The sequence below is a fragment of the Kribbella antiqua genome (assembly GCF_004345665.1).
Classification (GTDB): domain Bacteria; phylum Actinomycetota; class Actinomycetes; order Propionibacteriales; family Kribbellaceae; genus Kribbella; species Kribbella antiqua.
In genome coordinates this window covers 735256-757658 of the sequence record NZ_SLWR01000001.1, presented here as the reverse complement: position 1 = coordinate 757658, position 22403 = coordinate 735256, and the positions used below count along the sequence as shown (strand labels likewise).

23 protein-coding genes are annotated in these 22403 nt (G+C 68.5%); 15 read left to right on the top strand and 8 right to left on the bottom strand.

The genetic code is table 11. The annotated features are described in order from the left end of the window. Positions 1 to 91: 91 nt before the first annotated feature. On the top strand, positions 92 to 1855 hold the full coding sequence (locus tag EV646_RS03685; protein ID WP_132143834.1) for a proline--tRNA ligase: 1764 nt from the start codon (positions 92 to 94) through the stop codon (positions 1853 to 1855). 45 nt (positions 1856 to 1900) lie between these two features. Then, complete coding sequence (locus tag EV646_RS03680; protein ID WP_132143833.1) at positions 1901 to 2326, top strand: HIT family protein; 426 nt, start codon at positions 1901 to 1903, stop codon at positions 2324 to 2326. Here EV646_RS03680 and EV646_RS03675 read toward each other — a convergent pair. After that, positions 2323 to 3126, bottom strand: a complete 804-nt coding sequence (locus EV646_RS03675; protein ID WP_132143831.1) for a GNAT family N-acetyltransferase — start codon at positions 3124 to 3126, stop codon at positions 2323 to 2325. The two genes, EV646_RS03680 and EV646_RS03675, sit on opposite strands and share 4 nt — an antisense overlap. Before the next feature lie 118 nt (positions 3127 to 3244). Between EV646_RS03675 and EV646_RS03670 the strand changes: the two genes are divergently transcribed. Continuing rightward, positions 3245 to 4021 (top strand): sulfite exporter TauE/SafE family protein, encoded by a 777-nt coding sequence (locus tag EV646_RS03670; RefSeq protein WP_132143829.1) that lies wholly within the window; start codon positions 3245 to 3247, stop codon positions 4019 to 4021. Between the two features lie 395 nt (positions 4022 to 4416). Here EV646_RS03670 and EV646_RS03665 read toward each other — a convergent pair whose 3' ends face one another. Beyond that, positions 4417 to 4905 carry a GAF domain-containing protein gene (locus tag EV646_RS03665; RefSeq protein WP_132143827.1) on the bottom strand — a complete coding sequence of 163 codons (489 nt, stop codon included), beginning with the start codon at positions 4903 to 4905 and terminating at the stop codon, positions 4417 to 4419. 48 nt (positions 4906 to 4953) lie between these two features. On the opposite strand from EV646_RS03665, the gene EV646_RS03660 reads away from it, so the two are divergent. Then, positions 4954 to 5721: a class I SAM-dependent methyltransferase gene (locus tag EV646_RS03660; RefSeq protein ID WP_132143825.1), complete on the top strand. Its 768-nt coding sequence runs from the start codon at positions 4954 to 4956 to the stop codon at positions 5719 to 5721. On the opposite strand, the gene EV646_RS03655 is transcribed toward EV646_RS03660, so the two are convergent. Then, positions 5699 to 6814 carry a cytochrome P450 gene (locus EV646_RS03655; protein WP_132143823.1) on the bottom strand — a complete coding sequence of 372 codons (1116 nt, stop codon included), beginning with the start codon at positions 6812 to 6814 and terminating at the stop codon, positions 5699 to 5701. The two genes, EV646_RS03660 and EV646_RS03655, sit on opposite strands and share 23 nt — an antisense overlap. Positions 6815 to 6936: 122 nt before the next feature. Here EV646_RS03655 and priA point away from each other — a divergent pair, with 122 nt between their 5' ends. The 7 genes from priA to EV646_RS03620 all read left to right on the top strand — a co-directional run bounded on the left by priA (position 6937) and on the right by EV646_RS03620 (position 15028). Beyond that, the gene (gene priA, locus EV646_RS03650; RefSeq protein ID WP_132143821.1) at positions 6937 to 7674 is read left to right on the top strand and encodes a bifunctional 1-(5-phosphoribosyl)-5-((5-phosphoribosylamino)methylideneamino)imidazole-4-carboxamide isomerase/phosphoribosylanthranilate isomerase PriA; all 738 of its coding nucleotides are present in this window, start codon (positions 6937 to 6939) and stop codon (positions 7672 to 7674) included. Then, complete coding sequence (locus tag EV646_RS03645; RefSeq protein ID WP_132143819.1) at positions 7671 to 9962, top strand: HAD-IB family hydrolase; 2292 nt, start codon at positions 7671 to 7673, stop codon at positions 9960 to 9962. The genes priA and EV646_RS03645 overlap by 4 nt, the downstream gene beginning before the upstream one ends. Then, a complete protein-coding gene (locus tag EV646_RS03640; RefSeq protein ID WP_132143817.1) occupies positions 9959 to 11155 on the top strand; it encodes a zinc-dependent alcohol dehydrogenase in 1197 nt (398 codons plus the stop codon). Before EV646_RS03645 ends, EV646_RS03640 begins: the two co-directional genes overlap by 4 nt. 36 nt (positions 11156 to 11191) lie before the next feature. Next, positions 11192 to 12772, top strand: coding sequence for an NPN-dependent hydroxyacid isomerase, LarAH14/15/16 family (gene larAH, locus EV646_RS03635; protein WP_132143815.1), 1581 nt, complete (start codon positions 11192 to 11194; stop codon positions 12770 to 12772). Then, entirely contained in the window at positions 12772 to 13704 is a 933-nt protein-coding gene (locus tag EV646_RS03630) for a lysophospholipid acyltransferase family protein (RefSeq protein ID WP_132143813.1), read from the top strand. The genes larAH and EV646_RS03630 overlap by 1 nt, the downstream gene beginning before the upstream one ends. Before the next feature lie 98 nt (positions 13705 to 13802). Beyond that, positions 13803 to 14564, top strand: coding sequence for an imidazole glycerol phosphate synthase subunit HisF (gene hisF / locus EV646_RS03625; RefSeq protein ID WP_132143811.1), 762 nt, complete (start codon positions 13803 to 13805; stop codon positions 14562 to 14564). Beyond that, the gene (locus tag EV646_RS03620; RefSeq protein WP_241995243.1) at positions 14561 to 15028 is read left to right on the top strand and encodes a MarR family winged helix-turn-helix transcriptional regulator; all 468 of its coding nucleotides are present in this window, start codon (positions 14561 to 14563) and stop codon (positions 15026 to 15028) included. The genes hisF and EV646_RS03620 overlap by 4 nt, the downstream gene beginning before the upstream one ends. Here the strand turns inward: EV646_RS03620 and EV646_RS03615 are convergent. From EV646_RS03615 to EV646_RS38755, 3 genes are all read right to left on the bottom strand, one after another. After that, positions 15009 to 16172: a right-handed parallel beta-helix repeat-containing protein gene (locus tag EV646_RS03615; RefSeq protein ID WP_132143809.1), complete on the bottom strand. Its 1164-nt coding sequence runs from the start codon at positions 16170 to 16172 to the stop codon at positions 15009 to 15011. The genes EV646_RS03620 and EV646_RS03615 overlap by 20 nt on opposite strands. Positions 16173 to 16337: 165 nt before the next feature. Continuing rightward, positions 16338 to 16763: a P-loop NTPase family protein gene (locus EV646_RS03610; RefSeq protein ID WP_132143807.1), complete on the bottom strand. Its 426-nt coding sequence runs from the start codon at positions 16761 to 16763 to the stop codon at positions 16338 to 16340. Continuing rightward, a complete protein-coding gene (locus EV646_RS38755; RefSeq protein ID WP_158290895.1) occupies positions 16760 to 16906 on the bottom strand; it encodes a hypothetical protein in 147 nt (48 codons plus the stop codon). Before EV646_RS38755 ends, EV646_RS03610 begins: the two co-directional genes overlap by 4 nt. Before the next feature lie 129 nt (positions 16907 to 17035). On the opposite strand from EV646_RS38755, the gene EV646_RS03605 reads away from it, so the two are divergent. Both EV646_RS03605 and EV646_RS03600 read left to right on the top strand, forming a co-directional pair. Further along, positions 17036 to 17545, top strand: a complete 510-nt coding sequence (locus EV646_RS03605) for a MarR family winged helix-turn-helix transcriptional regulator (protein ID WP_158290894.1) — start codon at positions 17036 to 17038, stop codon at positions 17543 to 17545. Next, on the top strand, positions 17542 to 19107 hold the full coding sequence (locus EV646_RS03600) for an MDR family MFS transporter (RefSeq protein ID WP_132143803.1): 1566 nt from the start codon (positions 17542 to 17544) through the stop codon (positions 19105 to 19107). The genes EV646_RS03605 and EV646_RS03600 overlap by 4 nt, the downstream gene beginning before the upstream one ends. On the opposite strand, the gene EV646_RS03595 is transcribed toward EV646_RS03600, so the two are convergent. Together EV646_RS03595 and EV646_RS03590 are read right to left on the bottom strand one after the other, a co-directional pair. After that, positions 19104 to 20360: an MFS transporter gene (locus EV646_RS03595; RefSeq protein ID WP_199236766.1), complete on the bottom strand. Its 1257-nt coding sequence runs from the start codon at positions 20358 to 20360 to the stop codon at positions 19104 to 19106. The two genes, EV646_RS03600 and EV646_RS03595, sit on opposite strands and share 4 nt — an antisense overlap. A 45-nt stretch (positions 20361 to 20405) precedes the next feature. After that, the gene (locus EV646_RS03590) at positions 20406 to 20987 is read right to left on the bottom strand and encodes an ArsR/SmtB family transcription factor (protein WP_132143799.1); all 582 of its coding nucleotides are present in this window, start codon (positions 20985 to 20987) and stop codon (positions 20406 to 20408) included. Between the two features lie 112 nt (positions 20988 to 21099). Between EV646_RS03590 and EV646_RS03585 the strand changes: the two genes are divergently transcribed. Together EV646_RS03585 and EV646_RS03580 are read left to right on the top strand one after the other, a co-directional pair. After that, complete coding sequence (locus EV646_RS03585) at positions 21100 to 21612, top strand: RNA polymerase sigma factor (protein WP_132143797.1); 513 nt, start codon at positions 21100 to 21102, stop codon at positions 21610 to 21612. Further along, complete coding sequence (locus tag EV646_RS03580; RefSeq protein WP_132143795.1) at positions 21605 to 22210, top strand: hypothetical protein; 606 nt, start codon at positions 21605 to 21607, stop codon at positions 22208 to 22210. The genes EV646_RS03585 and EV646_RS03580 overlap by 8 nt, the downstream gene beginning before the upstream one ends. The last annotated feature ends 193 nt before the right edge of the window (positions 22211 to 22403 follow it).

The window sequence follows — 22403 nt, the reverse complement described above, 5'->3', positions numbered from 1 at the left end:
GATAACGTGTCGAGAGCATTGGCGCCGGGCGGATATCCTCTGTGACGTCCGTTGTTTCATCCATCTTTGCTCAGGCGTTTTGGAGACTCCCGTGATTCTGCGTATGTCGTCGCTGTTCCTCCGCACCCTTCGCGAGGACCCGGCGGACGCGGAGGTCCCGAGCCACAAGTTGCTCGTCCGCGCCGGGTACATCCGCCGGACCGCGCCCGGGATCTACACCTGGCTGCCGCTGGGCCTGCGGGTGCTGCGCAACGTCGAGCGGATCGTGCGCGAGGAGATGGACGCGATCGGCGCGCAGGAGCTGGTGTTCCCGGCGCTGCTGCCCCGCGAGCCCTACGAGGCGACCGGCCGCTGGACCGAATACGGGCCGAACATCTTCCGGCTGAAGGACCGCAAGGGCGCCGACATGCTGCTCGGGCCGACGCACGAGGAGATGTTCACGCTCGTCGTGAAGGAGCTCTACTCGTCGTACAAGGACCTGCCGCTGTCGATCTACCAGATCCAGAACAAGTACCGCGACGAGGCGCGGCCGCGGGCCGGGGTGCTGCGCGGGCGCGAGTTCGTGATGAAGGACTCGTACTCGTTCGACGTGGACGACGAGGGCCTGGCTGCGTCGTACGAGCTGCACCGCGAGGCGTACATCAAGATCTTCGACCGGCTCGGCTTCGACTACGTGATCGTCAAGGCGATGTCCGGTGCGATGGGTGGCTCGCGGTCGGAGGAGTTCCTGGCGATCGCGGAGAACGGTGAGGACACCTTCGTCCGCTCGGCCGGTGGGTATGCCGCCAACGTCGAGGCGGTGGTGGTTCCCCAGGCCGCGCCGGTCGACGCGTCCGGGGTGCCGGCCGCCGAGGTGGTCGACACGCCGGACACCCCCACGATCGAGACGCTCGTGGATGCGATGAACGCGAAGCACGCCCGTACGGACGGCCGCGAGTGGACCGCGGCGGACACGTTGAAGAACGTGCTCGTCATGCTGGTGCACCCCGACGGCAGCCGCGAGCCGCTGGCCATCGGCGTACCGGGTGACCGGGCGATCGACGAGAAGCGGCTGGGCGCGCAGGTGGAGCCCGCCGAGGTCGTCGCGTTCGAGGAGTCGGACTTCGAGAAGTTCCCCTCGCTGGCGAAGGGCTACATCGGTCCCGGTGTGCTCGGCTCGGAGAACACCTCCGGGATCCGCTACCTGCTCGACCCCAGGATCGCCGAGGGCTCGGCGTGGGTGACGGGTGCCGACAGGTCCGGCTTCCACGTGATGAACCTGGTCCACGGTCGCGACTTCACCGCCGACGGCACGATCCAGGCCGCCGAGGTGCGCGACGGCGACGAGGCACCCGACGGTTCCGGTCCGCTGGAGTCGGCGCGCGGCATCGAGATGGGCCACATCTTCCAGCTCGGCCGGAAGTACGCCGACGCGCTCGACCTCAAGGTGCTGGACCAGAACGGCAAGCTCGTCACCGTCACGATGGGCTCGTACGGCGTCGGTGTCACCCGCGCGGTGGCCGCCATCGCCGAGGGCAACCACGACGAGCTCGGCCTGATCTGGCCTCGCGAGATCAGCCCGGCCGACGTCCACCTCGTTGCCACCGGCAAGGACTCCGAGGTGTTCGAGAAGGCGGCTGAGCTGGCCGCCGAGCTGGAGGCCCGCGGCCTGTCGGTGATCTACGACGACCGCGAGAAGGTCTCCCCAGGCGTGAAGTTCAAGGACGCCGAGCTTCTCGGCGTGCCGACGATCGCCGTGGTGGGCAAGGGCCTCGCGGACGGCACCATCGAGGTCAAGGACCGCCGCTCCGGCGACCGCGCCGACATCCCGGTGGCCGAGGTCGTCGACCACCTGGTCACCACCGTTCGCGGCTGACTCATCGCCGGGCCCCTGTTGTGGGGCCCGGCGTCACGTCAGGGGATGACAGTGGACGACTCGTGCGTGTTCTGTGGCATCGTCGCGGGACGGTTGCCGGCCCGGTTCCTGTACCAGGACGACGACGCGTGTGCGTTCCTGGACATCCGGCCGCTTCGGGTGGGACACACCTTGGTGGTGCCGCGGCGGCATGTCGTCGATCTCGGCGCGGAAGGTGCGCCCGAGGCGGTGGCAGCGCTGGCGCCGGCGCTGCAGGAGACCGCGCGGCTACTCTCCAGCCGGCTCGACGCTGACGGGATCAGCCTGCTGCAGGCGAACGGGGCCGCGGCAGGCCAGGAGGTCTTCCATCTGCATTTCCATCTGGTGCCACGCTGGCGTGGCGACCGTCGGCTGACCGACTTCACGGCGGACGAGGCCGCGCGGGACAAGCTGGACCAGACGCACCAGCAACTCGTCGGCCCCGGCGCCTAGGGCCGGACCCACACCGTCCAGCGTTCCAAGCGGAGGAAGCCGAGGCGTTCGTAGACGGGTTGGCCGGCGTCGCTGGCTGTGACGGCTGCCGGCTGGTCGGGATGGTGGGTTGTGGCGGCCCAGGTGAGAGCTGCGCCGCCGCCGCGGCCGCGCGCCGCGGGCATGACGGCAACGTTTTCGACGAGTGTCAGGCTGGCGGCGTTGTGTGCGATCGCAGTGGCTAGAGGTACGTCGCCGTCGTACCCGACCCAGATCGTTGACCCTCCGCCGAGGAACGTCGGGTCGTAGAGCGCGCCGGGCTGGAACGGCTGTAGCTCAGGGAACGGGTAGCCCTCGATCACTACTCGTTCGGCGTCCGCGAGGCCGGCCTCGTCGGTGATCTCGCGGATCTCGAGGTCCGTGACCGGTGGAGTGGTTGACGTGCTGGGGAGGCGCATCATGAGCGGCGGATGGCCGGCCAGGCCGAGGCCGTGCTCGCGCAGATCGCGGGTCGGCCAGGGACTGAGGAACAGGTAGGGCACGTTGTTCGGCAGCTCGCGGGCGGCGTCGAGGATGATCTCGGCAGGATCGACCGGCTGCTTCGCGACGACCCAGTTGGTGAGCGGGCCGCGGTCGCCGAGGATGCCGCCGGCCCACGCGTCACCGTCGTACCACGGCTTGCCTGCTCGCCGGGCGGCATCGGTTGCCCACGAAGCGTGTGCGAGCACCGCCTGCCGGATGAGTGAGTCGGCCGGCGCAAGGTCCGGTTCCCAGCCGGTGGCGAGGGTTTCGCCTTCGGGTGGCAGGATCGACGACGCCATCTGCCCACTGTGGCATCGCCGAAGTGGTTTGTCTCTCACTCCCCGGTGTAAGGGTTGAGTGGAACAATGTCATTACCGGATCATCGGTCCGTGACCTCTTCTCGATCGCGGCGGCGCCGTGCCTGACGTTTCTTTCTGGACGGTCGTCTTCCTGGTGGTGGCGGCGTTCTCAGCGGGGTGGATCGACGCGGTGGTCGGTGGCGGTGGGCTGATCCAGCTGCCGGCGATGCTGCTCGGGTTGCCGGGGGCGACGCCGGCGCAGATCCTGTCGACGAACAAGGTCTCCTCGTTGTGCGGTACGGCGACGTCCGCGGTGACTTTCGGAGTGAAGGTGCGGCCCGACAAACGAACCGTCGTACCGCTGGCGATTCTGGCCGGGCTCGGATCCGCCGCGGGTGCGCTGGTGGCGACGAAGATCCCGATGGCGTGGTTCAAGCCGATCGTGCTGGTGCTGCTGATCGAGGTCGCGATCTACACCGCGATGAAGCCATCGCTCGGCGCCCGGACGGCGCTGCGCTTCGACGGCCGCGACCACTACGTTGCCGCCGCTGGGGTCGGCGTACTGATCGGCTTCTACGACGGCGCGGTCGGCCCGGGGACCGGATCGTTCCTGATCTTCGCGCTGGTCGGTTTCCTCGGTTACAACTTCCTGCAGGCGAGCGCGAAGGCGAAGATCGCCAACGTCGCCACCAACCTCGGCGCCATCATCATCTTCGCCGTCCACGGCGCCCCGCTGTGGACCCTCGGCCTGATCATGGGCGCCGCCAACATGCTCGGCGGCCTCCTCGGCGCCCGCACCGCCGTAGCCCGTGGCAGCCGCTTCGTCCGCATCATCTTCCTCTGCGTAGTCTCCGCCCTCATCCTCCGCCTGGCCTACGACGTCTTCTTCAGCTGAAGAAGCCAGCGCTGGGTCACAACCCACGCACGGCTCACCGCCTTGGGTGCAAATCGACAGGGCGTATATGCCCACTGCGGGTCACGCCCCGCCTGAGCCCACCGGGTATCCGGCTCGATCGCCGGACACGTCCTGTCGAACTGCACGATGACAGCGGCGCTAGTTCTTGGTGAGGGTGGGTGCCCAGGCCGCCTGCGTTCGCCGAGTACGCCGAAGCGCCGGTGGACGTGCTGCATGTCGCCCTCCAGTTCGCCGTCCCCGACCCAGCGCCCTGTCTTCGGTCGCGGGACCCACCTTGGGCACCGATCAACCACATGGAGTGGCGAGTTGTGGTTGACCCGTGCACAAGGTGCACCCACTGGGTAGGCAGCCTCGAGTGGTTGCTGGATGCGGCGCTAGTTCTTGGTGAAGGTGGGGGCCCAGGGGGCGTCGGTGAGGCCGATGCGGTGGATGGCGGTCGCGGTGGCGGTGGCCAGATGTTCGAGGGCGCGGATTTCGTGTTTGGTTGCGGTGTGGCGGCTGGACCAGTAGGCGCCGATCGCGGCGACGGGGGTCGGAGAGCCGACGGGTGCCATCACGAGGCTGCGGACGAAGGTGGGCAGGTAGGCCTCGAGGGGGATGCGTTCGTCCAGTTGGATGTCGGGGACGACGGCGGTCTCGGCGTGCAGCATCGCCCAGCCGCTGATGCAGGCCGTGATCGGGAATCGCTGGCCCTTCCACAGCGGCGCGATCGCGTCCTCGTCGGCGTAGAAGCACTTGTCCTGCTCGCGCAGCACGAAGGTCGCGCCCTGTGCGAGGGTGAGTTGCCGGGCCTCGACCCGGACGATCTCACCGACCTCGGCGAGGCTGGTGGCCCGATCGAGCGCGGGCGCGATGTTCTTCATGCCGACATTGTGCGCACCTGCGTCGTACGGCGCTAGGGTCGGTGGACCATGGTGGATTACAACGGTCGGTTGGGCGCTGTCTACGCGGCAGGGCGCCGGATGGCGGCAGCCGAGGTTCAACGGTGGACGCAGGCGTTGGCGGAGCACCTGCCGGCGGAACGGCCGCTCAGCATCCTTGACCTGGGCAGCGGCACCGGCCGGCTCACGCCTGGCCTGGCCGACGAGTTCGGCGGACCGGTGTACGGCGTGGAGCCGTCGGACCGGATGCGCGGTGTCGCCGAGGAGAACGCCGTACACCCGCAGGTCACCTATCTACAAGGCAGCGCGGAGGACATCCCGTTGCCGGAGGCATCGGTTGACGGGGTGCTGATGTTCCTGTCGTTCCATCACTTCCCGGATCAGCTGCGCGGGCTGACCGAGGTGTGCAGGGTGCTGAAGCCTGGGGGAGTGGCGTTCCTGCGCAGCCAGTTCGCGGACGTGATGCCGGATCTGTTCTGGTACGACTACTTTCCGTCGGCACGCGAGGTCGATGCCGCGATGTACCTGTCCGTCCCGGAGACGCAGAATCTGGCCCGCCGAGCCGGCCTGGTGCCGGATGCGACCCCGGTCTGGGTCTTCGCCGAGAAACCGCGGACGCTCCTCGAAACCTATGACCGCATCAAGCTCCGCGCCTTGTCGACCTTCGAGCACCTGCCCGAATCCGAACTCGACCCCGGCTTCGAGCGCTTCGCCGCCGACGCCGAGCGCGACCCGGACAAGCCGATGCCCGTCCACCCCGGCGCGATTCTGCTGCTCAGGCGTCCCACAACACCTTGAGCGCGGACGGTTTGCGGAAGACGAGCCCGCGGGGTGGTGGTGAGTCCGGGGAAAGCCGCAGACCCGGCAGTTTCAAGGCCGCTTCCACCGCCGCGAAGGCCTCCAGGCGGGTCAGGTGCATTCCCAGGCAGATGTGAGGACCGCTGGCGAAGGCGAGGTGCCGGCGCGCGTTGGGACGCCGTACGTCGAAGTCGTCGGGGCGCTCGAAAACGGCGGGGTCGCGACCGGCGCCGGCCAGCGAGACGGTGACCATGTCACCTTGCTTGATCGACACTCCGGCCAGGTCGACGTCGCGGGTGGCGTAGCGGTCGACGACTGCGGCTGCGGGCTCGAGGCGGAGGGATTCCTCCAGGGCGTTCGGGAGGAGCGAGGGATCGGCGAGGACGAGGTCGAGCTGGTCGCGATGGGTCAGCAGGTGCCAGAGCGCGTTGGTGATCATCCCCTCGGTGGTCTCGATGCCGCCGAACATCAGTACGGCGGCATTCGCCACCACGTCGTCGACGCCGAGGCCGGCCCGGGCCGCGGCGGCGACCAGGGAGTCCGAAGAGTCGATGCCTGAGGCAACGTGTTTGTGCAGCTCCGCAAAGGCCGCGGCGCCTTCCGGGGTGACTGGGCGCCCGGCGGACACACCCGACACCGAGTCGGAGATCGCGGTGTACCAGTCCAGCACCGTGGCGGCCGAGGCAGGCGGCAGGCCCAGGGAGTAGGCCACCACGGCGACGGACAACGGTCCGGCAAGAGCCGTCCGGAGGTCCGCCTGGCCCGGGCGAATGGCCGCGAGTAGGTCGTCCACCGTTTGCTGGACGGGCTCGGTGAAGCGGCGGCGGGTCTCGGCCAGACCGAAGGGGGACTCGAATGGATCGCGGTGGGCCTTGTGAGCGGCACCATCCAGCGAAAGCATCGAGGGCCCGACGACCTGGGCGGTGGAGAAACGTGGGTCGTCGACGGTGAAGGTCGAAGGATCCCGCAGTACGTCGAGGGCGAGCGCACGGCTGGTGACCACCCAGCTGCCCAGTGCGTCCACCCAACCGATCGGCCGGATCGCCGCCAGCGCCGGATGCGGATCCGTCTCGAGCTCCTCAAGGGTGACCACCGGACCACCCTAATTGGATGAGACCAGTAGCCTGGGTGGTATTGCTGAGACAGATTGGATCTCAACGACTCAGCGGGGCAGCGGGTTACGAATCCCGGAGCGACGCCATCTAGGGTGTGGCCATGTCTGAGAACCTGGTGCTGCTGCCTGCCGTCGATGTGGCGGATGGTCAGGCGGTCCGGCTGGTGCAGGGGGAGGCCGGGAGCGAGACGTCGTACGGCGATCCGCTGGCCGCGGCGATGGCCTGGCAGGAAGCCGGCGCGGAGTGGATCCACCTGGTCGACCTGGACGCGGCGTTCGGCCGCGGCTCCAACCGCGAGCTGCTCGCGGACGTCACCGGCAAGCTCGACGTCCAGGTGGAGCTGTCCGGCGGCATCCGCGACGACGACTCCCTCGAAGCAGCCCTGGCAACCGGGGCCCGCCGGGTCAACATCGGCACCGCCGCGCTCGAGGACCCCCAGTGGTGCGACCGGATCATCCAGCAGTACGGCGACCGCGTCGCGATCGGGCTCGACGTCCGCGGCCGGACCCTGGCGGCCCGCGGCTGGACGAAGGAAGGCGGCGACCTCTACGAGGTGCTCGAGCGGCTGGAAGCGGCCGGCTGCGAGCGGTACGTCGTCACCGACGTGACCAAGGACGGCATGCTCCAGGGCCCGAACCTGGACCTGTACCGCGATCTGTGCGCGCGCACCGACAAGCCGATCATCGCCTCCGGCGGCGTCTCCAGCCTGGAGGACCTGAGGGCACTGAGCACCCTGGTCCCCGAAGGCGTCGAGGGCGTCATCGTGGGTAAGGCTCTGTACGCCGGTGCGTTCACCCTGACCGAGGCACTCGAGCTCACGCGTGGAGGCGACAAGTGAGTCTGGCCGACAAGCTCAAGGACAAGAAGGTCCTGGTCACCGGCGTCACCGGCTTCGTCGGTGAGGCCCTGCTGCACCGGATCATCGGCGACCTGCCCGGTACGACGGTGGTCGCGATCATCCGGCCGAAGGGCTCGCTGACCGGCACCGCCCGGATGGCGCAGCTGCTGAAGAAGGACATCTTCAAGCCGTTCTACGGCGAGGGCACCGACCATGCCGACGCCGAGGCGCTCACCGCCGCCCGGATCGAGGTGATCGAGGGCGACCTGTCCGACGTACCGGAGCTGCCGAAGGATCTCGACATCGTCGTGCACTGCGCCGGCGACGTCAGCTTCGACCCGCCGATCCACGAGGCGTTCACGACCAACGTGCTCGGCACCAAGAGCCTGCTCGAGCGCATCGTCGAGACGGGCCGCGAGGTCCACTACGTGCACATCTCCACCGCCTACACCGCGGGCCGGCGCCGGGGCGCGATCCCCGAGGCACCGGTCGACCACAACGTCGACTGGCGGACCGAGGCCGAGGCCGGGATGGCGATGAAGGCCCGGGTCGAGGAGCAGTCCCGGTCGGCGCCGATGCTGGCGAAGTTCCGCAAGGAGGCCGAGAAGCTGCACCGGCGCGCCGGTCACCTGACCGCCGCGGCCGACACCGAGCGCCGCCGTACCGAATGGGTCGCGAAGAAGCTGGTCGAGACCGGCACCGAGCGGGCCCGCAGCCTCGGCTGGACCGACTGCTACACCTTCACCAAGGCCCTCGGCGAGCGCGTGGTCGAGGAGTTCTCGGCCAAGCTGCCGACCTCGATCGTCCGGCCCGCCATCATCGAGTCCGCCGTCCAGTCCCCGCACCCGGGCTGGATCGAGGGCTTCAAGATGGCCGAGCCGCTGATCCTGGCGTACGGCCGCGGCGAGCTGCCGGAGTTCCCGGCGTCGCCGGACTCCGTCATCGAGATCATCCCGGTCGACCACGTCGTCGGCGCGATCTGCGCGGTGATGGCGACCAAGCCGGAGCTGAGCAGGCCGGAGTACTACCACATCGGCTCCGGCGCCCGGAACCCGTTGACCTTCGAGCAGCTGTACGCCGGCGTCCGCGCGTACTTCTCCAAGCACCCCTTCGACCTGGGCGAGCGTGGCGCGGTCCGGCTGCCGGTGTGGAAGTTCCCCGGGGGCGACTCGGTCGAGAGCATGCTCCGGTACGGCGAACGCGCGCACAAGATCGCCGACAAGATCATCACCACCGTCCCTCGCGGCGAGCGGACCCGGAAGTACGCCCGTGAGCTGGACGTGCAGAAGCGCCGGCTCGACTTCCTCCGCCGCTACATGGACCTGTACTCCGAGTATGCCCAGGCGGAGCTGCAGTTCATCGACGACAACGTGCTGGCGCTGCACAACGCGCTCGAGGGTGACGACCGGGAGAAGTTCTGGTGCGACACCGCGGTCGTCGACTGGCAGCACTACCTGCAGGAAGTGCACTGCCCGAGCGTGACCGACTCGCTGCGGCGCCTGGACGTCGTACGGAAGAAGCGGAACAAGGCGCTGGCGGAGTCCGCCGGGCAGCTCAAGAAGGTCGAGCCTCAGCAGGACGTCGAGGTGATCGCGGCGTTCGACATGGACGGCACGTTGCTGTCCTCGAATGTGATCGAGACCTACCTGTGGATGCGGCTGCCCGAGCTGGACAGCCACCAGCGCATCGGCGAGATCGGCTCGATGCTGCGGAGACTGCCGAAGCTGATCTCGGCCGAGCGCAAGGACCGCGGCACGTTCCTGCGCACGATCTACCGCCGCTACGAAGGCGCCGATCTGGAACAGCTGAACCGCATCGTCGACGAACTGCTCGCCGAGCACGTGCTCGAGCGGTTGAGTGGTGACGCCGTACGACGGATTCGCGAGCACCGCGCGGCCGGTCACAAGACGATCCTGATCACCGGCGCGATCCGGCCGCTGACCCGGCCGCTCGAGCCGCTGTTCGACGAGATCATCGCGGCCGAGCTGGCCGTCGACGACCGCGGCCGGTGCACCGGGTTCCTGTCCGGGCCGCCGCTGGTCGGTGAGTCCCGGGCCGCGTGGATCAAGCACCGCGCCCGCGGCACCAACATCGACCTGTCCAAGTCCTACGCCTACGCCGACAGCCACTCGGATCTCCCGATGCTGCAGGCCGTCGGCAATCCGGTCGCGGTCTCTCCGGACGTGTCGCTGTTCCGGGCTGCCCGGGCCGCCCGCTGGCAGATCGTCGACTGGAAGACCCCGTCCACCTCGTCCCGACTGGAGCTACCTGGGGTGAACGCCCGATGATGCTCGCTCTCGAGATGTACCGGTCGCCGGCCAAGTACCTGGCCGCCAAGGCGGTCGGCGGCCGGATCCCCGGCATCCTGACCGGCCCGGCCGCGCCACTGCGCCTGGTCACCATCAACGAGCCGAAGGCCGAGCGCGAGGGCTGGGCGCGGATCCGCCCGATCCTGTCCGGCATCTGCGGTTCCGACCTCGGCATGGTCACCGGCTCGACCAAGCTGTACTTCTCCGCGATGGTGTCGATGCCGTTCGTCCCGGGTCACGAGATAGTCGGCGAATTGCTCGACGATTGCGAGGACCTGCCCAAGGGCACCCGCGTGGTGATGGACTCTGTCCTCACCTGCGCGGCTCGCGGCGTCGAGCCCTGCGAGGGCTGTGCTTCCGGCAACACCAACCGGTGCGACCGGATCACCGTCGGCCACGTGGCGCCGGGTCTGCAGACCGGGTTCTGCCAGGACACCGGTGGCGGCTGGGGCAACGTGATGGTCGCGCACCGCAGCCAGTTGTACGCCGTACCGGACGGGATGTCCGACGAGCGCGCCGTACTGACCGAGCCGCTGGCCTGCGCTGTGCACACCGCGCTTCGGGCGAAGGTTCAGCCGGGCCAGTCGATCCTGGTCAGCGGCGCCGGCGCGGTCGGGTTGTTCGCGACCCTCGCGCTGCGCGAGCTGACCCAGGCCGGCCGGATCACGGTCGTCGCCAAGCACGCCAAGCAGCGCGAACTCGCCCGGGCCTTCGGCGCCAGCGACGTGGTCGCTCCGGACGAGGTGTTCCGCGGCGTACGACGCTCGACCGGTGCCTTCCGGCTGAAGCCCGAGATGGCGAAGGAGTTCCTGCTCGGCGGTGTCGACATCGCCGTGGACGCGGTCGGCAGCAAGGACTCGATCGACACTGTGTTGCGGGTGACCAAGGCCGGCGGCCGGGTCGTGCTGTCCGGGATGCCTGCGGCTGGGTCTGACCTGTCGCCGGTGTGGTTCCGGGAGCTGGAGCTGACCGGCAGCTACGCGTCCGCCCGGCAGGAGCCGAACGAGCAGCCCGCTTTCGAGACCGCGCTGGAGCTGGCCGCCAAGGCTCCGCTGGACGGGATCGTCGGTGCGCGTTACCCGCTGTACCGCTGGCGCGAGGCGATCGACCACGCGCATTCGGCCGGCCGGCTCGGCACGGTCAAGGTCGCATTTGATGTGAGGGCCTCATGAGGGCGCTGAACGACGTACGACGAGAGAGGTTCTGACATGTCTCGGCCAGGTTTTGTGCTTGAGGTGGACGACCGGACCCCGCCGCTGATCGTGCACTCGGGTGAGGGCTTCCTGCTGGAGCGCTTCCCGCTCGGCACCCGGGTGGTGTACCCGCCGGAGGCGCTGCCGCCGGTGCGGGACGTCGAGGAGGCGATCCAGAACGCGCTGCTGAACCCGATCGACTCCGAGCCGCTGCCGGAGCTGCTCACCGCCGGGATGCGGCTGACGATCGCGTTCGACGACATCTCGCTGCCGCTGCCGCCGATGAAGAAGCCGGACATCCGGCAGCGGATCATCGAGGCGGTGCTGACGATGGCCGCCGACGCGGGGGTCGACGACGTCGAGATCATCTCGGCGAACGCGCTGCACCGCCGGCTCACCCCGAACGAGTTGCGCGACATCGTCGGTGAGCGGGTGTTCCGCTCGTTCTTCCCCGACGGCAAGCTCTACAACTTCGACGCCGAGGACCGCGACAACCTGACCCACCTGGGCCAGACCCGGCACGGCGAGGACGTGGAGATCTCCAAGCGGGCGGCCGAGTCCGACCTGCTCGTCTACGTGAACGTGAACCTGGTGGCGATGGACGGCGGCCACAAGTCGACGTCGATCGGGCTGGCGTCGTACAAGTCGCTGAAGCACCACCACAACAGCCACACGATGATCCACTCGCGGTCGTTCATGGACCACAAGGCGTCGAAGATGCACCACTCCGCCTGGCGGATGGGCGAGGTGCTGACCCAGCACGTCAAGGTCTTCCAGATCGAGACGACGCTGAACAACAACGTATTCGGCGGGCCGCTGGAGTTCCTGCAGAAGCGCGAGTGGGAGTGGTCGCTCAAGGACCAGGCCTCGATGCTGGCCACCAAGCGCGGTCTGGCGGCGGCGCCGGCCAAGCTGCGGCACAAGATCTTCACCGACGTCCGGGCGAGCTACGAGCTGACCGGAGTGAACGCCGGCGCGATCGAGCCGGTACACGAGAAGACGCTGGAGGTCGTGCACCGCCAGCACCTGGTCGAGGTGCAGGGCCAGTCCGACGTCGGCATCATCGGCGTGCCGTACCTCGGCCCCTACAACGTGAACTCGGTGATGAACCCGATCCTGGCCGCCTGCATGGGGCTGGGTTACCACTTCAACGCGTACCGGGGGAACCCCATCGTCCGCAAGGACGGCGCGGTCATCCTCTACCACCCGGTGCCGTACGAGTTCAGCCAGCTGCACCACCCGTCGTACGTCGACTTCTTCGAAGAGGTGCTGTCGGAGTCGACCGATCCGGCCACGATCGAGGCGAAGTTCGAGAAGCAGTACGCCGAGGACCCGTGGTACATCCACCTGTACCGGACGTCGTACGCCTACCACGGCGTGCACCCGTTCTACATGTGGTACTGGATCTCCCACGCGCTGGACCACTGCGGCGACATCGTCTGGGTCGGCGCGAACCGCAAGACGGTCGAGCGGATGGGCTTCCGGTCCGCGTCGACGCTGCAGGATGCGCTGGAGATGGTCAGCCACTCGGTCGGCCGGTCGCCGTCGATCACGTATCTGCACAACCCGCCGCACCTGCTCGCGGACGTGCGCTGATGGGTACCAGCCTGGTGAAGTTCAGCCGCGACACCGCGCGCGACGTCAAGCAGGTCGCGCGCGGGTGGCGCTGGGGCCGGCGTCCGCAGGTGCCGCGGTCGGCCGAGCCGTACGTGATCCCGAAGGAGACCTCGGTCTTCCCGACGAAGTGGGCCCGGACTCCGGCGGCGATCGCCGTACGGGAGGTGCTGCAGAAGGGGGCGCTGAACTCGGTACTGCGGTGGGAGGTCAACCCGCAGGTGAGCGGGCTGGACTCGCTGCTCAAGGTCAACGGCCCGGCGCTGATCGTGGCGAACCACTCGTCGCACCTGGACACCCCGCTGGTGCTCTGCACGCTGCCCGACGCGATGCGCCGGAAGACGGCGGTGGCGGCCGCGGCGGACTACTTCTTCGACACCTGGTGGCGGGCGACGGCGTCGGCGATCGTGTTCAACACGTTCCCGATCGAGCGTCGTGGCGGCAAGCTCAGCTCGACGCCGGGCGACCTGCTCGCGGACGGCTGGAACGTGGTCGTCTTCCCGGAGGGCACCCGGTCGCCGGACGGGTGGATGGAACGGTTCCGGATGGGCGCGGCGTACCTGGCCGTCGAGCACGGCGTGCCGGTGATCCCGGTCGGCATCAAGGGCTCGTTCGCCGCGATGCCGCGCGGTCGCGGCTGGCCGATCCCGGGTCGTCCGACCGTCGCAGTCCGGTACGGCGATCCGCTGCGCCCGGCCGAGGGGGACAGCGCCCGCGACTTCGCGCCCAAGATCTCGGCCGCGGTGTCCGCGCTCCTCGACGAGGAGTCCACCACCTGGTGGGAGGCCCGCCGCCGCGTCGCCGCCGGCACGTCGCCGTCCCAGTCGGGCCCGGACGCCGCCCGCTGGCGCCGCGTCTGGGAATCCACCGCCCCGATCAAGCCCGCCGGCACCAAACGCCGCGCCTGGAAGTAGCTGACATCGCGGGTGTTTCCCCGGACGCAAGCTGTTCGTGAAGTGCCCGCGATGGACGGCTGGACGGATTGCCGGCCTGGAGTAGGTACCCTGACCGCGTGACTCTTGCCGTGCGTGTGATCCCCTGTCTGGACGTCGATGCCGGGCGGGTGGTCAAGGGTGTCAACTTCACCGACCTGCGCGATGCCGGAGATCCGGTCGAGATGGCCAAGGTGTACGACGCGGAGGGGGCCGACGAGCTCACCTTCCTCGACATCACCGCCTCCTCGGGCTCCCGCGAGACGACGTACGAGGTGGTTGGGCGGACCGCTGAGCAGGTGTTCATCCCGCTCACTGTCGGTGGCGGCGTCCGCGAGGCGACGGACGTGGACCGGCTGCTGCGGGCCGGCGCGGACAAGGTCGGCATCAACACCGGCGCGATCGCCCGGCCCGAGGTGATTCGCGAGATCGCGCAGCGGTTCGGCAACCAGGTCCTGGTGCTGTCCCTCGACGTACGACGCTCCGCGGACCAGCCGAGCGGGTTCGAGGTCACCACCCACGGCGGGCGCAAGTCGGCCGGGCTGGACGCGATCGAGTGGGCCCAGCGCGGTTGTGAGCTCGGTGCGGGGGAGATTCTGCTGAACTCGATGGACGCCGACGGGACCCGGCAGGGCTTCGACCTGGAGCTGATCCGGGCGGTCCGCGCGGTGGTCGACGTACCGCTGATCGCCAGCGGGGGAGCGGGCGCGCCGGAGCACTTCCCGCCCGCGGTCGAGGCCGGAGCGGACGCCGTCCTGGCCGCGAGCGTGTTCCACTTCGGCGACTTCAGGATCGCGGACGTGAAGAAGGCGCTGCGCGACGCGGGGATCGTGGTCCGGTGAGCTCGACGGTGGAGCGGTCCGAGCAGAGCGAGCGCCTCGTCGCCGACATCGAGCAGCAACTGTCGGCCCTGTTCCGGCGGTCCCGGTCGGCGTCGCTGCGGCTCGCGCGCCGGGTCCACCCGGAGATGGACGCGGCGGGCTACGCGCTGATCTCCCAGATCGAGCCCGGTACGGCGAGTGGCGGCGTACGAGCGTCAGATGTGGCCCAGGCGCTCGGCCTGGACAAGTCGACCGTCAGCCGCGGCATCACCCAACTGGAGAACCTCGGCCTGATCGAGCGCGTCGGCGACCCGGACGACGGCCGCGCCCGGCTGCTCCGCCTCACCACGGTCGGCGCCGAACGCTTCGACGCGATGCGAGCCCAGCGCCAGACCGAATTCCGCGCCATCCTGGACCGCTGGAGTCCGGCCGATCTCGGCGACCTCGGCCGCCTGCTCGCCCGCCTCAACGACGACCTGGGCTGACGCTGCCTTCGCGGTCGTTGCCGAGGTCTTGCCACTGCGCCCAGGTGAGGTCGGCGTCGTTCCAGGAGAAGTGCGGCTCGTCGCGGGACTGCAGGTAGTAGGTGTTGCTCTCGAAGCGGTTGGTGTAGACAACCGGGTCTCCGGTGTCCTGAACAGCACCGGTGGTTTGACCCTCCGACATGACGACGCGGTTGTCGTGGACCCACACGTTGCGGACCATGTGCGGTCCGTGCGGTGCCGGCGTCTCGTCAGCGCGGTTGCCGCTGTCGATGAGCGCGATGCCGTTGGCGTTGCCGCTGACGACGTTGCCGGTGACCTCGATCAGGCCGATCCCGCCAGACGACTGGATCTGGATGCCGGCCTCCCACGCCCACCCCTTGTGCCGGCGGCCGTTGCCGGAGATGTCGTTGTCCCGGATGGTGGCGTCGTAGCTGAGCTCGTGCTGGATCCCCGCGCCCCAGTTGCCGGTGATCTTGTTCGATGAGTACTCCGTCCGGATGTTGCCGCCGTCGGTCCACAACCCCGGCCCCAGGTTGTCGTGTACGTAGTTGTGAGTGACTTTGTGACGGTCGGTGAGCCAGCTCTTGCTGCCACCCGCCTCCCACTCCGGCGAGTAGCCGGCCACACCGTTGAACGAGATCTCGTTGCCACTGACAACCGAGCCGTTGCCCCAGGCCCCGAAACCCAGCTGGCCCTGGTGGTGGATGAAGTTGGCCGTGACCACGGCATCGTCGGCGAGACCGAGGCCGGCGCCATGGTTGAACCGCACCTCGTTGTGCTCGATGCGCCAGCCGGAGCCGACCCGATGAGGCGTCTGCTGCCGGCTTTCGACTGCTGCGGTCTGGGCCTCGTTGGCTGCTTGCTCGAGGACGAGGTTTTGCGACGGTGACGTCATCGACCGGATCAGGCTGGGTGCGACCGCCTGCTCGACCGAGTGGCGTCCGGGATCCTCGCCGATCATGATCGTGTTGGTGCGGTAGTCGGCGTAGACACTGCCGCTGACCACCGCGGCCGGGGAGTCGACCCGGGTCAGCCGCCGTTTGTCGACGAAGACATCTTCGGCGTACGCGCAGGTCGGCACCTCCTCCAGGCACTCGCCATGCACGCCGGGCGCGCCGGGCAGGAAGCCCTTCGTCGACCACACCCGACCCTCGTGTCGCCAGCCGGTCAGCACCTTCGATCCACTGACAATGGCCCCTCGGTGACCGATGAACGCGTCGCCTTCCTTCGGCCGTAGCGGTTCCTCCAGCCGGTAGATCCCGGGAGAGAAGCAGTACGTCGTACCGGCCGGATGCGCAGCGATGATCGGCTAGAGATCGTCGGACGGCCTGAGCGTAACGCCGTCACAGGATCTCGGGACGGGTCCGACCGGGCCGGTGAGGCCGGCGCCGCTCGGTGGAGAAGGGGCGGATCGCTCGCGCAGCCGGCGGACGAACCTCGGGCCGCCGGCTTCGCGCCGGTAGACGTACCCTGCGACGCCGGACTCGACCTGGTCCAGCCGCTCGAGCATGGTGAGGTGATCCTGAACCGACTCACCGGACCCGAGTACGACGATCGCGGCGTCGGAATCGTTCACCAGCTCGACCGCGTTCGCCACGCTGAGCAGGGGAGGGCTGTCGATCAGGACGAGATCGAAGCAGGCCTTCGCCTCGGCGATCACCTTGTCCACCGCCTCCGCATACGCCATGCCGGTGGTCGGTTTCGTCTGGGTGGTGCCGGCGCGCAGGACGCTCACGTCCGCGTTGAGCGGGCTGGGCTCGACAGCGGGTCGACGGCCATCGGCAGCGGACTCTTGGGGCCGGTCAGCATCCGGTTCCGCCCCGGTGGCGGGATGTCGCCCATGAGTGGTGCGTCGTAGATGGCGACCGGATCGAGCACCGCCCCCGTTGCAGAGCCCCCTTTACGGCGATGATAGCTGGTTGTGGTCAAGGTCACCCATTGTCACCACATCCTCGCGATCCGGATATATGGTTGCAGAAGCCAACTAATGACGCATATAGTTGGGTTATGCAACTAGCTCAGCATCCCTCTGTCCCGGGGGTCGAGCGGGATACGCCGGTCCAGGAAGTGCTCGAGGGGATCAGTTCCCTGATCCGGGCCGTGCGTTGTGTCGAGCACCGGCAGCTGATGCCGAACAGTGGCCTGCGACGGTCTGACGCCAGCGTTCTCAAGGTCCTGCTGAGGGACGGCGAGCAACGCGGCGGCGAGCTGGCCGCCAAACTGGGAGTCGACGCGTCGGTGGTGAGCCGGCAGCTGACCGCGCTGGAGGCCGACGGACTGGTGAGCCGTCGGCCGGATCCGGCGGATGCCCGGGTAGGGCTGGTCAGCCTGGCGCCCAAGGGCCGGGCCGAGCTGGAGGCCCTTTATGCGTCCTACACCAAGGAGCTTCGTACCGCCTTGTCGGATCTCGATGACGACGCGCTGCTCGCGGTGGCCGACACCATGCAGCGGATCGCGCACGCCATGACCGATGTCAACAAGGCCGTGAGGCGCCCCCAACTTTCTGGAGACCGATGACTGTCACCGAGACCCGGCCGCAGACGCCCGCCGCGCCGGAACTCACCCACCGCGAAATCCTCGAGATCCTGGTCGGCCTGCTCGCCGCGTTGTTCACCGCGATGCTGAGCTCGACGATCGTCAGCAATGCCCTGCCGACGATCATCGCCAGCCTCGAAGGCTCCCAGACGCAGTACACCTGGGTGCTGACCGCGAGCCTGCTCGCGACCACGGTGTCGACCCCGATCTGGGGCAAGCTCGCCGACCTGATCAGCAAGAAGCTGCTGGTGCAGCTGGCGATCTCGCTGTTCGTGGTCGGCTCCGCGCTGGCCGGCATGGCCCACAACGTCCCGTTCCTGATCGGTGCCCGTGTTCTGCAGGGCCTGGCGATGGGCGGTCTGATGGCGCTCGCCCAGGCGATCATCGGTGCGGCGATCCCGCCTCGCGACCGCGGCCGGTACTCCGGCTACATGGGTGCCGTGATGGCGGTTGCGACGGTGAGCGGTCCGCTGATCGGTGGAGTCATCGTCGACACGTCTTGGCTCGGCTGGCGCTGGTGTTTCTACGTCTGTGTGCCGCTTGCTGTCATCAGTCTCGTCGTACTGCAGAAGTACTTGCATCTGCCGGTGTTCAAGCGTGAGGTCAAGCTCGACTACCTCGGTGCGATTCTGATCGCGGGTGCGGCCAGCCTGCCGCTGATCTGGGTGACCTTCGCCGGTCACGACTTCGCGTGGGTGTCCTGGGAGTCGGCGCTGTTCGTTGGTGGCACCGTGGTCCTCGGTCTTCTCGCCGTACTGGTGGAGAACCGGGCCGCGGAGCCGCTGGTTCCGTTGAAGGTCGTTCGGGAGCGGACCACCGCGCTGGCGATCGTCGCCAGCCTCGCGGTCGGGGTCGCGTTGTTCGGCAGTGCGTTGTTCCTTGGTCAGTACTTCCAGGTGGCTCGCGGGTACAGCCCGACCGAGGCCGGGTTGCTGACCATTCCGATGATGCTGGGCTCGTTCCTCGGGTCGGTCGGGTCCGGGCAGCTGATCAGCCGGTTCGGCAAGTGGAAGCGGTACCTGGTTGCCGGCGGCATCCTTCTGGTCGGCGGTCTGGTGGTGCTCGGCACGATCGACCACACCACGCCGTACTGGTACGTCGGTCTCGGCATGCTCGCGATGGGGCTGGGCATGGGGATGACGATGCAGAACCTGGTGCTCGCCGTACAGAACACCGTCGACGTTTCGCAGATCGGTGCGTCGAGTGCGACGGTCTCGTTCTTCCGCAGCCTGGGTGGTGCGGTTGGTGTGTCGGCGCTTGGCGCGGTCCTCGCGGCTCGGGTGAAGGACCTCATCGTCGCTGGTGTGCTCGCTGGTCCCGGTGGTGCTGAGGCGGCTCGGAGGCTGAATGAGGGCGGATCTACGAGTCTGCTGGATGTCGGTCACTTGCCGCCGCAGTTGGCTGCGCTGGTACGGCAGTCGTACGGCGATGCGACCGGGCGGATCTTCCTGATCGCGGCAGCGTGTGCTGTCGTCAGCCTGGTGGCCGTGCTCTTCATCAAGGAAGTCCCGCTCCGGCGTACGGTCGCAAAGGTCGATGATTAGAGCTCTGGTGGCTTGAGGCCGGTCAGTTCGCGGGTGTGGATGATGGGGGAGCGCAGCAGCCACAGTACGGCGAACAGGCCGCCGACCGCGGAGATGAGCAGGGTTTCGCGGACGCCGATCCAGGTGCCGAGGAAGCCGCCGACGATCGCACCGAGCGGGCGGACGCCGTAGTTGATGCTGCTGAACGCACCCGCGACCCGGCTGCGCATGTGGTCGTGGGTGACGGCAGCCTGCAGTGAGTTCAGCGGTACGTCGAAGCACATCACCGCGAAGCCGGCGACGAACTCGGCCCCGGCGAGCGCGGCGGCGCGCGCCCAGGTCGGGCCGCCGGCGAACGCGGCGATCGCGACCGAGCCGGGGAAGATGACCGAGCTGATCGCGATCAGCCGCCCGGCGCCGAGGAGCCGAGTCAGCGGGGAGGCGGCGAGTGCGCCGAGGAGACTGCCGGAGGCGCCGATGCCGAAGGCGAGACCGATCGTGCCCGCGGACAGTTCGAGGTTGCGGCTGGCGAAGAGGACGAGCAGCGCCATGCTGATCAGGTTGAAGAAGTTGACCGTCGTCGCGCAGCCGAGGCTGCCGCGGAGATACGGGTGGCGCAGTAGGTAGCGCATCCCGGCGCGGGCTCTTTGGAGGAACGGCTCGGGTGACTCGTCGTGCTCGCCGGGCTCGGTCTTCAGGCGGCTGAGCTGGAAAGCGGAGAACAGGAACGACAACGCGTCCACGACGATCGCGATCGGCGCGGTCAGCCATTGGATCAGCAGGCCGCCGATGCTCGGGCCGGCCATGAACGAGATCGACCTGGTCGCTGAGAGCTTGCTGTTGGCCTCGAGGTATTGGTCCTGCTCGACCAGCCGGACGAAGAACGACACGTAGGCGGTGATGAAGACGACGTGCGCCGTACCGGCCAGGATCGCGATCGCGTAGAGCTGACCGAGCGTGAGGACGTCCAGCCAGTACGCCGCCGGCAGAGTGAGCAGCAGGATCGTCCGGGCGAGGTCGGCGGCGATCATCAGCGGGCGTTTGTCCCGGCGCTGGTCGACCCAGGAACCGATGAACAGGCTGATGATGTTCGGCAGCCAGACGGCGGCGGTCAGGAAGCCGACCTGACTCGGTGAGGCGTCGAGCATGGTGACGGCGATCAGCGGCAGCGCGAGTTCGGTGATCCGGTCGCCGAACTCGGACACGCCTTGCGCCGACCAGAAGGTCCGGAACTGCCGGTCCCGCCAGAGGCTGGTTGCGGAAACTGTGCTCACGGTGTGGTTCCCCCCAAGATTAACTCGGTTAATTGATTGACTTGGTCAGTTGGTTGCTTCAGGCAAAGAGATGCGGAGGTAGCGGACGGCGCGGGCCGTCGGTGGCGCGCCTTCCTCGCCGCGTTGGACATACGGCGTGAGGACTTGCTCGATCGCGGCCTCGATCGCCTCGGCCTCTTCGGGGGTGAGGACCAGTCGCGTGTTCGCGGAGCCGGCCAGGCGGCTCCACTCGGCATCCAGCTCGGGCTCGGTCTCGGCGAGCCACTGCTGTGCAGCTTCGAGGGCCTGGTTCATCATCTCGGCGCGCAGCAGTCGGCCGGCTTCAACGCCCTCGGGGGTGTCCGGCATCTCGTACCGGAACCCCCGCGCCACCGCCTTCCACCAGCGCTGCCGCTTGTCCGCCCCCGGGGGCTGCTCGTCGATCACCAGCCCGAACTGGGCCAGATGCCGCAGATGCCAGCTGGTCACCGACGGCGAGGCCCCGACGTGCTCGGACAGCTGGGTCGCCGTCGCCGGTCCGTTCTTCTGCAACCAGCTGAGGGCGGCCAGCCGGACGGGGTGAGCCAGCGCCCGCATGGCTTGCGGGTCGGTGATCTCGAAGTCGCCGTACGGATTTGTGAGAGACATGTTTCGAGAGTAATCTCTCAGATCTCGGAAGGGCAACCCCTGAGATGCTTGAGATTCGGTGGAACCGGGTGGGGTGCTGGCGCGTGTTAGCCGTGTGACCGACGGTGGGGGTGTGGACGTGCAGGATGATCCGGCGGCGGAGATGGCAGCGCTGTACCGGCGGACCTGGCCGCGGTTGATCGGCGTACTGGTGTCCATCGGGGGCTCGCGCGCGGACGCCGAGGAGGTCGCGCAGGACGCGTACGTGAAGCTGCTCGGCCGCTGGGACTCGATCCGGCGGTACGACGACCCGGAGGCCTGGGTGCGGGCGGTCGCCGTACGGACGCTCGTCAGCCGGTTGCGCCGGCAGCAGGTGGCTCGGCGTGCGCTGGCCAAGCTGACCGGTCGGCCTGCCGTAGTCCGCGGGCCGGACGGTGATGCATTGGACGTGGCTGCGGCGCTTGCACGGATCACTCCGGCGCAGCGGGCGGTCGTCGTACTGCATCACGTGATGGATCTGCCGGTCGAGCAGATCGCCGAGGAACTGCAACTGCCACCCGGCACGGTGAAATCGCGGCTGGCTCGGGCGCGTCAGGCGCTGGCGCCGCTGCTCGCCGTCAAGGAAGAGGTTCGTGATCATGCGTGAGCTGCCGACCGACCTGCTGGTCGAGTACGTCGACGAGCGGACGCCGGAGGAGGCGCCGCCGTTCTCGGAAGTCGAGCTTGTCGCTCGGTCGCGTCGTCGGCGTCGACACGTGCTGACGGCTGCGGCCGCGATGGTTGCGGTCGCTGGGGTGGCGGTTGTGTCGATCGACCGTCCGCGAGCCGAGGAGCCGGTCGCGCCTCAGGTGACGACGACCGCTACGCCGGGGCATCTGGATGACGGGCCGCCGCCGGCTCAGTTCAGGAACGGTACGACGCTGATGGTGCTGCGGGGAGAGATATTGGTGTCTTCGGTGCGGGTGGATCCGGGGCGGTCGTCGGTGCTTGTTGTTGAGGTGCCGAGCGATCCGTATGTCGCTGAGGCTTGTGTGCCGCAGACCGTCGTACGGATCCTGTCCCAGGATGCCGGCAGTGTGCGCATCGCGGCGTACCGGTACTCGGTCGCGCCCGACTCCACCTCGAACCGCCAATGCGTCAAGCCGGGCACCGACCCCACCGCCGTCTACCTCGACCTTCGTTCCCCACTCGCCGACCGCGTCGTCTATGCCGGCAGCTCCGGCACACGGGTGGTCCTGAACTGACGCCCGCCGGGGTGGACCGCGACCGCCCCGGCGGGCGTCGTCCGCTGGTGGTGCCGTCTGTCTGTTGGGTGCGGGTTTGTCTCGCGCTTAGACGGAGGTGATTGTCCGCGGGCTTCGCTGCGTGATGGTGCTAGTCGGGGTGGCGGGTGTCAAGGGCGCCTCCTTCGTCGGCGTCGCTGCGCGATCTTCGACC